Origin of the sequence: [Chlorobium] sp. 445 (genome assembly GCA_002763895.1) — a bacterium.
Lineage (GTDB): Bacteria > Bacteroidota > Chlorobiia > Chlorobiales > Thermochlorobacteraceae > Thermochlorobacter.
This window is the reverse complement of sequence record NSLH01000047.1, coordinates 1-12362: the sequence shown is the minus strand read 5'-3', so window position 1 is coordinate 12362 and position 12362 is coordinate 1. Positions and strand designations below refer to the sequence as shown.

The following is a 12362-nucleotide window of genomic DNA, read 5'->3' as shown; positions in this document are numbered from 1 at the left end:
CGACCATTTCGGGAAGGCTTTGTGTGCGGCGTCGAGTGCAAGATCGATGTCTTCTTTCGTAGAGCGTGCTACACGCGAAATGAATGAGCCATCAACAGGCGAGAAGTTTTCAAAGTACTGACCTTTGACAGGCGGTGTCCATTTGCCACCGATAAAGTTTTCGTATTGCTCTTTGAACTTTGGCTTCGGATGAATCTTGGAAGCCTTGACCGCTTCTTCGACAAGCATTGTCATAGTTGAACTGAGTTAGGTTATTGGAAATTACGCGACCAAAAGAAATGTTGCGAATAATATTAGAATACTGTTGAATAAAGCATTGCACAATCGTCTCAATTTTAAATCGTCCTAAACGACTGGGAGGGACAAATCGACGTTTTTTTTGAAAGGTTTTTTTGTTTTTTCTATCTCACACAACCTTTTCCTAGCTTCTAACACTTTCCAACTTAGCAAGGAGTAAGGAGTAAGAAGTATGCAGAGAAGAACACCACGGTCAACGAGCGGTAACCCGATGCTGCTCTCGTATCTGAATCTAAAGTATCCGAGTCTAAAATTTTTCACCTCAACTTTCACGTGCAATAGACTACATACGCACACATCTCAGCGAGCCATTGACAATAAGCCTGCTTTGTAAGCACTGTCATATGAGTCGTGCCAATTTTTTCCGTGCTTTTAAACGTGCGACAGGTCTGTCGCCCGTGACCTTTATCAACCTCGAGCGCATCAAGCGTGCAACACAATTAATGATGCAAGGCTACTGCACGCTTGCCGATGTGTGCTATCAAGTAGGATTTAGCAGTGTGAGTTATTTCATTCGAACCTTCAAGAAATATCTGGGAATGACCCCGCAGCAATACCGTGCACTGTTGCAGCAGAACTATGGCATCTGTGATGATGTGCTGCGCTTTTCCGTATCTGTGTCTTGAGGAGAGTTTCTTGCAGGAGTTGTGCTATCTCTGCGGTTGAAGCGCGTCATAGTAAGTTCAATACCGTGCTCCAAAAATGATAAGCAGGCTCTGACGCTGTATGCAATTGCAGTGTCTACAATCGGCTGCTCAGCAGGAAGAAATCTGGAGAGCACATAGTTTGCGGCATCACCTTTGTAGGGTGGACTGCCGATTCCGAAGCGCAAGCGTGCAAAATCGCTGCGCCCAAGTTCGGCAATGATATTCTTCAAACCGTTCTGCCCACCATCCGAGCCTTTGGCACGCAAGCGAATTGTGCCAAGCGGCAAGTTCAAATCATCGCAGACGACGAGCACATCACGGATACTAACTTTGTAGAAGTGCATGAGATCGTGCACGGCTCTGCCAGAGAGATTCATGTAGGTCAGCGGTTTTTGAAGTAGCACATCTACACTACGATACACTGCTTTAGCGTAAAGGAATTCGCCCTTGCCAGCATGGAATACAACACCGAGTTCTTTTGCAAGTGCGTCGAGAATGGCAAATCCAATGTTGTGGCGTGTGCCGTCGTAGCGTGGCTCAGGGTTACCTAGTCCAACAATAAGTTTCATTGGTCAGCTGTGTAGCAAAATTAGCTGGTAAGGTCAAAGTGCAAAGTCAATGCCGATGGTAGCAATAGAAAGTCCCCAACCCAGACGCAGAAATCCAGCTACGGACGGTGTAAAGAAGTACCGCACACCTGCATTCAAGCCAAGACCAACGCCGGTTGAGGAGCCTTCAACTCTTCTGCCTGCAAACCTGCTGCCAGAAAAACCAATGAGGAGATTCAGTCCTGCATAAATATCCAGCTCAGGCACACTAGGAATATCGAAGTGATAGTTGCCTTGTCCGCCGACCACAACGAAAGTGGCGTTGGGGTCAAAGTAAATTCCTGCCAGCGCGCCAGCGCCAAAGCGACCAATGCCAACCTTTGGACCAACACCAAACTCTAATTGTCCTATAATTGGTAAGCCGCCAAATCCATCGAGACCGATGCCGACACCTGCAATCATGGTTTTTCGCAAAAAGAGTGACTGTGCCTGCGTAGGCGTTGAAAAGCAAAGGGAACTTGAAATGAGTGCAAGCAGCAAAAACAGCTTGAAGTGTCTGTGGTGCATTGTGATAAGTTTTTATGTTGTAAAGTGCGATACTCAGTTTTTAGAAGACCCTATCGCAACCCAATAAGCGCCTGCATGCGTCCTGTCTTTCCGTTGGTTTCGTGTACGGCGCGTCGATATGAAAAGAAGTGCTCACGCTCACGATAGGTGCAATGCGGAGAGACTTCGATTTGCTCATCGCAGAGTCCAAATTGATGCAGTTGATGAAGATTTGCGGCTTTCAAGTCTAAGAAAAACTTGCGCGCAGCGCTATCATAGACGGTGAATACAGGCTCAAAGTGCCGTGCCACGTCAGCATCTACAGCATACACATCAGCGCTGATGCATGCGCCGATATAGGCATAACAATCTTTCGCCGTTGTGCCAAAGGCTTCCTGCATAGCAAGTAACGTTTTGTAGAGAATATGTTGCGCAGTGCCACGCCAGCCTGAATGCACAGCGGCTACTGCCTTATGCGTGCGGTCGTAAATCAAAATTGGGGTGCAATCTGCCACAGAGATAGCAATGAACAGATTTCGGCGATTCGTCATAAGAGCATCAAAATCGCTATACCGACCGGGTTCATCGACGCGCAAGATGTGATCGCTGTGTGTTTGGTGCGCAAGCGCAACACGTGCTGGGGGAATATCAAGCGCAGCATAAAAAAATTTCTCGATTGCGCAGCACACACTCTTGCTGATCCCCAGACGACAAACCCAAGTTAAGTGAATCAAACGGCGGCATACTTACACCACCATGACGCAAACTTTGTACGGCTAAAAGAGACCGATCGTCAGCGAAAATTTTCGGAACAAGGCATTGCTGGTGTTTGCTTTGCAAGGAGACAATCTTTTCCATAAAGTTTAGACGAACGAAGTCTTAATTTTGCAAAAATACGCCAAAATCATCTGTGCAACCACAACTTTTTCGAGCTTGAATTTGCACCTGGTGCTGTACCTTGTTTTGATAGCCTTGCTGGTCTCACCATCGCTGTTGGCACAAAGTGTGGGAACTTGGCAGAATTATACATCATTTCGTCGTGCTTCATCTTTGGCATTGGAGCGTGCGCGTGCAGTATGGGTCGGCACCGATGGCGGCCTGTATCACTTCAATCGCGAAACCGGTACGCTGCGTACCTTCACCAACATTGAGGGCTTATTTGAGACGCGCATTAGTGCACTAGCTTATGACAGCATACGCAATCGCTTGTGGATTGGCTACGAAAGTGGCGCACTGAGTGCCTTTGCTTTGGAGACAGGACAATTTGCGACATCGCTAGAACTCTTTCGCGTTACACAATTTGCAAACCGCACGATTAGAAAATTTTTCGTGCATGGTGATTCGCTCTATGTCGCTAATGATTTTGGGCTCTCGCTCTTCATTGCATCACGACGTGAGTTTCGTGCCAGCTACATTCGCTTTGGTGCATTTGCAAGCGGCACAGCTGTACGCGATGTGGTCATAGCGCAAAATCATATTATCGTGGCAACGGCGTTAGGTGTTGCGCGTGCGCGTCTTAGCTCAACGAACCTCAATGCCCCAACAGAATGGGAATCGTTCGCTGTGCGAGGGGGGACCAATGCCTTGGCGCTTCATGCTGGCAAGATATTCGTAGCGACCCCCGAGGGAGTGTTCCGCCTTGAGGCAGCAGGACTTGAACGCGATAGTGCCTTTGCGCAAAAAAACATCATTGCACTGGCGACCAATCGCACAGCGTTGCTTGTGCTTACAGCAGATGAATTAATTACGCGCCGCAATGATGGCTCGCTGGTACGCCGTACAGGTAACTTCGCTGATGCGTACGCTGTAGCAATCGATGATGCAGGAGAGATTTTCATTGCTGACCGTCGGCAATCGTTGCTGCGCGTGGGTACAACGCTCACAGCAATCATGCCTAATTCACCGCTCTCAAATAGTTTTGAGTGTGTTCAACTCGATGCGCAAGGGCGACTCTGGGGCAGTTCATCGCAACGCAACAGCGGCGCACAAGGCTTTTACCGATTAGAAAACGGCACATGGCGCAATTTTGAAAATGTCCCGTCGCCGGGCACTGCACCTGTAAGTCAGTTTAGTGCTTTGGTCTCGCGAGGCAAGACCACACTGCTGGGCACATGGGGCGGTGGCTTGTTTGAGTTTACGGCGCGCGATAGCCTGCGTGTACTCAACCGCTCCAATTCTCCATTCATTGGCATTCGTCAATCTGAAAACTTTGTGGTGCTGCCGTCTTTGGCAAAAGACCAAAATGAGGTGGTCTGGATTGCAAATTTTCTGACGGCGCAAAATCCTATCTACGCCTATCTTCCAAATGGTAATATCCTGCGTTTTGGCTCAAGCGGATTGGGCTTTGGGCGTGAATTTCCACCAAACTTGACAGCGCTGCGCATTGCTGTTGATCCAAACGGTTACAAGTGGATTGCTGTGCAAAGTGAAGATGGAGTAACAGGTCGCGGACTGGTGGTCTTCGACGACAATGGTACACTTACCGATCCGCGCGATGACCGTTACGTGCTGCTTGATGAGCGGCAAGGCTTTGGACGCCTGCCCAATCCAAAAGTCAATGACATTCAATTCGATAACGACGGAAGCGTATGGCTAGCAACAGACCGTGGTGCAGCGTATTTCTTTGAGCCGCAAACGGTATTTAATCCGCGTGTGCCGAATGCAACGCCCGTATTTGATTTGCGCAATGAATTTCTCTCATCGCTCGCTATTGATGCCTTGAATCGCAAATGGTTTGGCTCACAAAATGGGGTATGGGTAGTCAGTGCCAGTGGTGATAGCATTGTGCAGCGTTTCACTACAGAAAACTCACCGTTGCTGTCCAACAATGTGCGTGCTATTGCTTACGAACGCAAAACGGGCAAAATGTATTTTGGAACAGATCGAGGGTTATCGGTGCTCACGACCGAGGCCGTTGAGCCTCAAGCCTCTTTTACGACCCTCAAAGTGTATCCGAATCCATTTCGTGTGCCAGCCACAGCGCGACTAATTATCAACGGCTTGACGCGCAATGCGTCTGTGCGCATTGTCACGCTGACTGGGGCACTGGTGCGGGAACTGCCGCCATCGGGCGGCAGTCTGGTCGAGTGGGATGGCAAAGATAAAAATGGCAATCCTGTCGCCTCAGGCATCTACCTTGCTGTGGCAATTAGCGAAGATGGTCGTCAAAGTGCGGTGGCTAAAATTGCAGTGATTCGCCGCTGAAACAATGTGAGTGAGGCATTATTCTGCAATCCACTCATTAAGTTTCTTTTCATATTCGCTCACAAGGCGTGTCGCACGGCTCTTGGTGCGCGATTCAGCATTGACATGAAAAATATCGCGCTCACGGTCGGGCAGAAGCAGCAGCGATGTTTCGTTGTCGTAAATGATTTTGACGCCATCAATCAGCACGCGGTAGTGTTCGGCAGTATCTTCCATGATTTTGCGCATCACTTTGCCTTTCAAATCTTTGGGGCAGGCGACATTGCGTTTGACAAGGAAGTATCGCTCGGGCATGCGTGCTGAAAGCTCACCAATGCGTGTCTTGGATTTGACAATTAGCTCCATAATTTTTGCGGCTGAAAACATGCCATCGACGGCAAAGAGAAATTTCGGGAAAATAAACCCGCCTTTCGTGCCGCCAACGAAGCCGATTTCTGGATCTGCAGCTACAGCACGCATCAGTTCGGAGTGGCTATCGCCGGTGCGCACCACCTGCACATTGCGCTCACGGCAAATATCGTCGACTTCCATGGATGCTGTAATTGGCACAGCGATTTTCTTGGTTTCAGGATAGACTTCAAGATAGAGATATGTAATCAGAGTGAGCAAGCGTTGATGCTCCAAGAAGTTGCCCTTTTCATCAGAGACATGGATACGCTCTGCGCCGCCATCGAGCATAAAGCCGATGTCATAGCCAAGTGAAACGACGACTTCGGAGAGTCGCTCGGCAGCAGCAAAGAATTCTTCTGCGGTGCGCGTGAATTTGCTTGGATCGAGGAAGGCATTGAGTGAGATGATATCGACCCCCAAATTGCCTACGATGCTCGGAAAAAGTGCAGCTGCAGCGCCGTATGAATAATCAATCGCCACACGCAATCGCGCTTTCTTGATAGCCTCGACATCAATGCATTTGAGAAAACTATCGGTGTAACTCTCTAAAGCGCGTTCGGGAAAATTCAGTGTGCCAACCTTCTCGTATGCAGCGCGTCGATAGTCTTCCCCAAAGAAATTGCGCTCGATGCTTTTAGTTTTAGCAGGCGGTAAATCTCTTCCACCTTTGTCAAAAAAGATAAGGTCGCAGAGTTTTTTGTCGAAGGGTGATTTACGCACATGCACACCGCCAAACTCGGTACTGTTTTTTAAGCGATGGCGTGTAATCGGAATCGGTGTAGCTTGTAAGTCATTGACGGAGATGCCTGCCGAGAGCAAGCCCGAAATCAATGCGCGATTGACCATGCGTGAGACATTGTCGACATCGCGGCTCACGCTGACCGTTGAGCCTTCTGGCAAAATTGTGCCAAACGCCGCCCCGACCTTTGCCGCAAATTCTGGGCTAATTTCAATATTAGCTAATCCTGTGATACGCGATGCCGTGAAAAGTTCTCGAGACCACTTGGATTCCCAAATCAAACTTTGCGTCAGAATGGCGCCAGCTTCAATTTCTTTTTCGGGCCAGATTTTAATTGAGGATTTGATGGTCGCCCCATCGCCAATAATGCATCTATCAGCAATGAAGACTTGCTCTTCGATGCGCACATCGTCGCCGATTTTTGCGCCGCTACAAATGACTGCAAGATGAATGTTGGTGTGTTTGCCAATCGTGGTATCGTTCCAAACCACGGTTTTGTTAAGCGTGCTGCCATCACCGATGCTGACATTGTCGCCAATGACACTGTTGTGCAGCGAAACGCCTCTGCCGAGTTTGACGCCTTTGCCAATCAACACGCTGCCAGAGAGCTTGACCGTCTCAGGGTCAAACTTTGCGGTTTTGTGTGCATAAATGCCGCTTGTAATTTTCTCATAACCTTCATAAAAATCAATATTGACGCGTCCATGCAAGCAGTCCAGATGAGCTTCCTGGTATTCAGGTAATGTGCCCACATCGCGCCAGTAGCCATCTGCAATGTAGCCATAGAGCCCCAAGTTCTCGCGTAACATGCGTGGAAAAAGATCCTTAGAAAAATCATATTCTTCACGGTACGGAATCAAGTCCATGACCTCGCGCTCCATAATGTAAATGCCTGTGTTGATGGTGTCGCTGAAGACTTCCCCCCACGATGGTTTTTCAAGGAAGCGCGAGACCCTGCCATCTTTTTCAGTGATGACAACGCCAAAAGCTAGTGGATTTTTGACGCGCGTGAGAATCATCGTGGCTTTTGCACCGCGCTTGATATGAAAGTCCAGCGCTTTGCTCAGATCAAAGTCAGTGAGCACATCGCCTGAGATGACAATAAAGCGCTCGTCAATGAATTCGTAAGCGTTGCGCACACTCCCTGCTGTGCCATAGTCTGCATCAGACTGAATGTAGTTCATCTTGAAGCCGAACTTGCGACCGTCACCGAAGTAGTTGCGAATTGCATCAGGCTGAAAGTAGAGCAGAGAGGTGATTTCTTTGACGCCATGTGCTTTAAGCAAATTAACAATGTGATGCATCATCGGCTTTTGCATCATGGGCACAAGCGGCTTGGGAACGTTAATCGTCAATGGGCGCAAGCGTGTACCGAATCCACCAGCCATGATGATGGCTTTGCGAATGGCAGGTTCCGTTTTGACTTCTTTGACTTCAGGCATGGTGCAGAAAAGTGAAATTATGGTTAGAGTTATTTTGGAATTCGTGGTTAATCAGAACTGAGATTGCACGCTGTTGCAAAAATTTGACTGTTAGCAACGTGTGTTGAAGCGCATCCAAACCCGACAGAGCATGGCGCCGTCAATGTGCAAGAACATCCTGAAAGTAAGCGTGATGCAAACAAAGCTTATGCAAATCTTGGATCGTTGTGATGCGACCAGCGTCGGAGTTTGTGCCACAGAGGTTGCTACCGCCCAAGATAGCGCGAATCCCTGCTATGATGAGATAAAATTAAAAGGTACAAAAAAACATAAGGGAGAAAAACAATTTCACTTTTTAAGATATTTCAAGTAAAAAGTTAAATTTTTTTAGGAAAGAAAAGCTTTTTTCTTGAAAAAAGAGGAAAAATCTGTAGACTTTTTGCAAATTATGCTGCGTTGGATGCTCATACATTGTGGAAACTGATTTGGAAACTCATCACCACATTTTTCGTTATTGCTCTTCATTTTTTCTAACTGTTTTTTCTATTTTGACACGATAGCTGGCACTTGCTGCACAGCAAGCAGTATAATATCTATTTTCAGACGAAATAAAATATGCAGAAACAAGAAAAGATTTGGATGAACGGTCGGCTCGTCGACTGGGGCGATGCCAAAATTCACATCCTTTCTCACGTGATTCACTATGGCTCGTCCATGTTCGAGGGCATCCGTTGCTACGAGACCGACAAAGGTTCTGCGGTCCTTTTTCTCAAAGAGCATGTGCGTCGGCTCTATGACTCTGCAAAAATCTACCGCACTGAAATTCCCTTCACGCAGCTGGAATTGCGCGAAGCGATTTTAGAGACGATTCGTGCTAATCACTTAGCCTCGTGTTACATTCGTCCTCTGGTCTTCCGTGGTGAAGGCGCGCTCGGTGTCAATCCGCTTAAGTCTAGCGTCGATGTAGCCATTGTGGTCTGGGAATGGGGTAGTTATTTGGGTGATGATGCATGGGAAAAAGGTGTCGATGTCTGCGTAGCATCATGGCGACGTATTGCCCCAAACACGATTCCTGCAGGCGCAAAAGCAGGCGGCAATTACCTCAATTCACAACTCATTAAAATGGAAGCGCTTGCCAATGGTTATGCTGAAGGTATTGCACTTGATATGAACGGCTATGTTGCTGAAGGAAGTGGTGAAAATCTCTTCCTCGTACGCGATGGAGTTATCTACACGCCAATGACTGCACAATCCATCCTGCCCGGTATCACACGCCGCGCTGTAATTGAGCTTGCAAAAGAACAAGGTCTTGAAGTAAAAGAAACCCTCATCTCCCGCGAAAGCCTGTACATCGCTGATGAAGTCTTTATGACAGGCACAGCCGCAGAAATCACGCCCGTGCGCACGATTGACCGCTATAAAATCGGCACAGGTGAGCGTGGCGAGATCACCAAACTGTTGCAAGATAAATACTACGATATCATCAAACACGGCAACGACCCGCGTGGCTGGCTCACCTTTGTTGAGCCAGTGTCGCTGAGCGAAACGCTTGAAAACTGCGGCACAGAAGAAAAATAAGCATAGTGCTCGAGCATGAGCAAAAATGATTGCCACTGTCTTCAAACAGCACGGTTACAACTGGCGCCGATAAACTGGCGCCGATATAGTTGCTGCCCGATGTCGTAGGCAGAATCCCCTGACGACCACGTAAGGCTGCACTGACATTTGGATTAACCCAAACCATTGAAATTTATCTGCCAGCTCAGAGCAGTATAGCTTCTGTGAAAGAATGCGGACTCTAAGCACGCAACAGACTTCTTGCGTGCCCCCCACCAACGCAATAAACCAAGTAACGCAAATGCTTTTTTCAAAAGTTTTCACTAAACTTTGCTATTTTTGAACTCGATTTTCACCAACCTAATCTGTCCTTGTCCTTATGAACATCACAACATCCAATAAAACTACTGTGCTAACGCAGGTCATTAAGCGCGACAGAACTGTTGTGCCTTTCGACCAAAGCAAAATCACCAATGCGATTTTCAAGGCAGGACAAGCCACGGGTGAATTTGGCGCGGAAATCGCCCAACAACTTTCCGATGAGGTTGTCAAAATTCTCGAGCAAAAATTTGAGCATGAACTGCCCAGTGTAGAACAAATTCAAGACCTTGTTGAAACAGTGCTCATCAAAGAAAACTGGGCAAAGACAGCTAAAGCCTACATTCTTTACCGCAATGAACGCGCAAAGATTCGTGCACAGAAAAAGCCAGTGCCAGAGGAAGTGCGCAAACTTGCACACGCAAGCAAATCGTATTTTCGCAACACACTCTCTGAACTGATTTACTACCGCACTTACTCGCGCTGGCTTCCTGAAAAAGGACGCCGTGAAACTTGGGTGGAGACGGTCGACCGCTACATTGCGTTTATGCGTGAAAACTTGGGCGAGAGACTGACTCATGCTGACTACACTGAACTGCGTGATGCTATCTTGAAGCAAGAGGTTATGCCCTCCATGCGCTTACTGTGGAGTGCAGGCGAAGCAGCACGCAAAACCAACGTGGCTGCCTACAATTGCTCCTACATTGCGCCAGACTGCCTCAAAGACTTCGGTGAGATTATGTACATTCTGATGTGCGGCACAGGCGTAGGCTTTTCTGTTGAGCAGCAAACCATTCACAAACTGCCTCAAATCAAAAAACAGATTGGTAAAAAACGCTCAACTTTTGTCATTGAAGATAGCAAAGAAGGCTGGGCGGATGCATTTGTCTATGGCTTAGAAGCATGGTTCAGTGGCGAAGATGTCCAATTCGATTACTCGCGTATTCGTCCGCAGGGCGCCAGACTTAAGACAATGGGCGGTAGAGCCTCTGGACCAGAGCCCTTGCGCGCACTCTTAGACTTTAGTCGTGAGCGAATCTTACAGCGTCAGGGCAGAAGACTTAGCACGCTCGATGTGCACGACATCATTTGCAAAATTGGTGAAGTCGTCGTCATGGGCGGTGTTCGCCGTAGCGCCTTGATTTCACTGTCTGATTTGGATGATGTCGACATGCGCCATGCAAAAGACGGCGCGTTCTATATCTCACACCCAGAGCGTAGCATGGCAAACAATTCGGCAATTTACAACGAAAAACCAACTGTCTTAGAATTTCTCGATGAGTGGCTGGCACTGATTAAATCCAGTAGCGGTGAGCGTGGGATCTTTAACCGCTCTGGCATTCTGGGACAATTGCCCGAACGGCGGCGTGAGAGCTTTGCAAGCTATCTTTCTACCTGCGGCACAAACCCCTGCGGTGAAATCATCTTGCGCTCTAAACAATTCTGCAACTTATCCGAAGTCGTCGCCCGCGCCGAAGACACACTAGAAACCCTGCTGCGAAAAATTCGCCTGGCAACAATCCTCGGCACCTATCAAGCTACACTCACAAACTTCCCCTATCTCTCACCAGAATGGAAAAAAACTGCGAAGAAGAGCGCTTGCTCGGCGTAAGCATCACAGGGCAGTGGGACTCTCCCGCTGTGCGTAACCCGAAAACCTTGCGCGCACTCAAAGAAGAAGCGATAAAAGTCAATCAAGACTATGCCAAACGCTTTGGCATCAACGCCTCCACATGCATCACATGTGTCAAGCCGTCAGGAACAGTCTCACAACTGGTCGACGCCGCATCAGGTATGCATCCGCGCCATGCCCCGTATTACATCCGTCGCATTCGTATCTCAGCTAGTGACCCCTTGTTCAAAATGCTCAAAGACCAAAAATTCCCCTACAAACCCGAAGTCGGACAAGTCGACGGCTCTGCGACAACCTACGTGCTGGAATTTCCAGTCAAAGCCCCTGACAACGCCATTTACCGCGATGACCTAAGCGCACTCGATCAACTCGAGCACTGGAAAATGGTCAAAATGAACTACACTGAACACAACCCATCCGTAACAGTAAGCGTCAGCGATGAAGAATGGCTCGAGGTTGGCAATTGGCTCTATAAAAACTGGGATATCATCGGTGGCCTGTCGTTCTTGCCTCGCACCAACCACGTGTATGCACTGGCACCCTACGAAGCCATTACAAAAGAAAAATACGAAGCACTGGTCTCAAAACTGCCAACCCTTGATTTTGCTGAAATCGTCTGTTATGAAGAAAGCGATGAGACCGAAGGCGCTAAAGAACTTGCATGCGTAGCAAACAACTGCGATCTTTGAGATCAAAGCAACACACTCTGCACACATTTACTGCAAACTTAACTTAGCTCAGCATCGGAACTCTTTAGAAACTTAAAGACTTCTTTTATAGAACTGGAGAAGAACACGAGAGAAGGCACGCAAATGGAATAACTATGAAAATCTTATCAACCTACATGACCCATGCTGTATGACGACCTTCTCGCGCTCATTCCTGATGAAGCACTCTGCGATAAGGTGCTTACACTCTTTAATTCTGAGTTGAAACAGCGCGACCAAAAAATCGCCGAACTTCAAGATATGCTCGAGCGCACGGTGGAAACCTTGCACGGCGACGTGCGCGAAAAATTTGCGATTAGAAGAAGAAACTGAAAATCACTCCGATGGCAAATTC

The 12362-nt window shown here is 48.0% G+C and carries 13 protein-coding genes; 7 read left to right on the top strand and 6 right to left on the bottom strand.

Annotation, left to right across the window (positions count from 1 at the left end):
* A partial coding sequence (locus tag CMR00_12230; GenBank protein PIO47106.1) for an aldehyde dehydrogenase occupies positions 1-228 on the bottom strand: 228 nt, incomplete at its 3' end.
* 347 nt (positions 229-575) lie between these two features.
* Between CMR00_12230 and CMR00_12225 the strand changes: the two genes are divergently transcribed.
* Positions 576-923 carry a hypothetical protein gene (locus CMR00_12225; protein PIO47105.1) on the top strand — a complete coding sequence of 116 codons (348 nt, stop codon included), beginning with the start codon at positions 576-578 and terminating at the stop codon, positions 921-923.
* Here the strand turns inward: CMR00_12225 and CMR00_12220 are convergent.
* From CMR00_12220 to CMR00_12205, 4 genes are read right to left on the bottom strand one after another with little or no spacing between them, the layout of a single operon-like run.
* Complete coding sequence (locus CMR00_12220) at positions 875-1513, bottom strand: aminoacyl-tRNA hydrolase (protein ID PIO47104.1); 639 nt, start codon at positions 1511-1513, stop codon at positions 875-877. The genes CMR00_12225 and CMR00_12220 overlap by 49 nt on opposite strands.
* 33 nt (positions 1514-1546) lie before the next feature.
* On the bottom strand, positions 1547-2059 hold the full coding sequence (locus tag CMR00_12215) for a hypothetical protein (protein PIO47103.1): 513 nt from the start codon (positions 2057-2059) through the stop codon (positions 1547-1549).
* A 50-nt stretch (positions 2060-2109) separates the two neighbouring features.
* Positions 2110-2772 carry a polyphenol oxidoreductase gene (locus CMR00_12210; protein PIO47102.1) on the bottom strand — a complete coding sequence of 221 codons (663 nt, stop codon included), beginning with the start codon at positions 2770-2772 and terminating at the stop codon, positions 2110-2112.
* A complete protein-coding gene (locus CMR00_12205) occupies positions 2687-2896 on the bottom strand; it encodes a hypothetical protein (GenBank protein ID PIO47101.1) in 210 nt (69 codons plus the stop codon). Before CMR00_12205 ends, CMR00_12210 begins: the two co-directional genes overlap by 86 nt.
* Before the next feature lie 75 nt (positions 2897-2971).
* On the opposite strand from CMR00_12205, the gene CMR00_12200 reads away from it, so the two are divergent.
* A complete protein-coding gene (locus CMR00_12200; GenBank protein ID PIO47100.1) occupies positions 2972-5242 on the top strand; it encodes a hypothetical protein in 2271 nt (756 codons plus the stop codon).
* 18 nt (positions 5243-5260) lie between these two features.
* Here CMR00_12200 and CMR00_12195 read toward each other — a convergent pair whose 3' ends face one another.
* On the bottom strand, positions 5261-7813 hold the full coding sequence (locus tag CMR00_12195) for a nucleotidyltransferase (GenBank protein ID PIO47099.1): 2553 nt from the start codon (positions 7811-7813) through the stop codon (positions 5261-5263).
* Positions 7814-7913: 100 nt separating this feature from the next.
* Here CMR00_12195 and CMR00_12190 point away from each other — a divergent pair, with 100 nt between their 5' ends.
* The 5 genes from CMR00_12190 (at position 7914) to CMR00_12170 (ending at position 12340) form a co-directional block, all read left to right on the top strand.
* A complete protein-coding gene (locus tag CMR00_12190) occupies positions 7914-8165 on the top strand; it encodes a hypothetical protein (protein PIO47098.1) in 252 nt (83 codons plus the stop codon).
* A gap of 242 nt (positions 8166-8407) precedes the next feature.
* Positions 8408-9370 (top strand): branched chain amino acid aminotransferase, encoded by a 963-nt coding sequence (locus tag CMR00_12185; GenBank protein PIO47097.1) that lies wholly within the window; start codon positions 8408-8410, stop codon positions 9368-9370.
* A 358-nt stretch (positions 9371-9728) separates the two neighbouring features.
* Positions 9729-11279 carry a hypothetical protein gene (locus CMR00_12180; GenBank protein ID PIO47096.1) on the top strand — a complete coding sequence of 517 codons (1551 nt, stop codon included), beginning with the start codon at positions 9729-9731 and terminating at the stop codon, positions 11277-11279.
* Positions 11240-11989 carry a hypothetical protein gene (locus tag CMR00_12175; GenBank protein ID PIO47095.1) on the top strand — a complete coding sequence of 250 codons (750 nt, stop codon included), beginning with the start codon at positions 11240-11242 and terminating at the stop codon, positions 11987-11989. Before CMR00_12180 ends, CMR00_12175 begins: the two co-directional genes overlap by 40 nt.
* Before the next feature lie 162 nt (positions 11990-12151).
* Positions 12152-12340, top strand: coding sequence for a hypothetical protein (locus CMR00_12170; protein PIO47094.1), 189 nt, complete (start codon positions 12152-12154; stop codon positions 12338-12340).
* The last annotated feature ends 22 nt before the right edge of the window (positions 12341-12362 follow it).